At 47.0% G+C, this 542-nt stretch carries 1 protein-coding gene; it reads right to left on the bottom strand.

Going from position 1 to position 542, the window contains the following annotated elements; genetic code table 11:
• The coding region (locus OU793_RS24875) for a hypothetical protein (protein WP_274647945.1) at positions 1-542 on the bottom strand (542 nt) is incomplete at its 5' end.

Here is a 542-nt window from a genome sequence, read left to right as displayed (position 1 = left end):
CTATTGCGCTCTACGGGTTTCTTTGAGCATTCGTAAGTGATCGATGTAGAGACGCCAGTTTTTCTTTGTTAACGGCTCTTCTGGTGTGAATCGCTTGTCTTCACTGGTGAAGGCAAATAAACCTTTTCGATTCAGCAGCGTTGTGATGGCGTCAATGCCATCCCAACGCAGATAAGCGGTGCGAGTCTGATAACGCTTGTCGTCAATTTCAAAAGACGCCGGTGCTTTGACTAGGGCGGCGAACGCGACATCTTGAGTCGCTCTTGGGTGCTGTAATTCAGTGCATTGGCGTTTGATGACGCTTTCTGAAATCACAATGCCTTCAATCCCCAGACCAATGACGTTTTTGCCATCAATGTGGATAAGCCATTGGTCAATGGCTTCGGTTATGTGTGCTCTGACTTCTTCATTGCTGTAATGCGCGTGAGCTTGAGGTTTATAGGCGCCGTACATCAGGCGATAGGTCAGATTTGATTCATCAAAATCTGGTGCATCGATGACGCCTTCTTTGATCGCGATGATTTCCTTACAATCGGCTAGAA

The organism is Vibrio sp. VP6 (assembly GCF_028823755.1).
GTDB classification, from domain to species: domain Bacteria; phylum Pseudomonadota; class Gammaproteobacteria; order Enterobacterales; family Vibrionaceae; genus Vibrio; species Vibrio parahaemolyticus.
The sequence above is the reverse complement of the archived record's forward strand: the minus strand, read 5'-3'. Positions and strand labels throughout refer to the sequence as shown.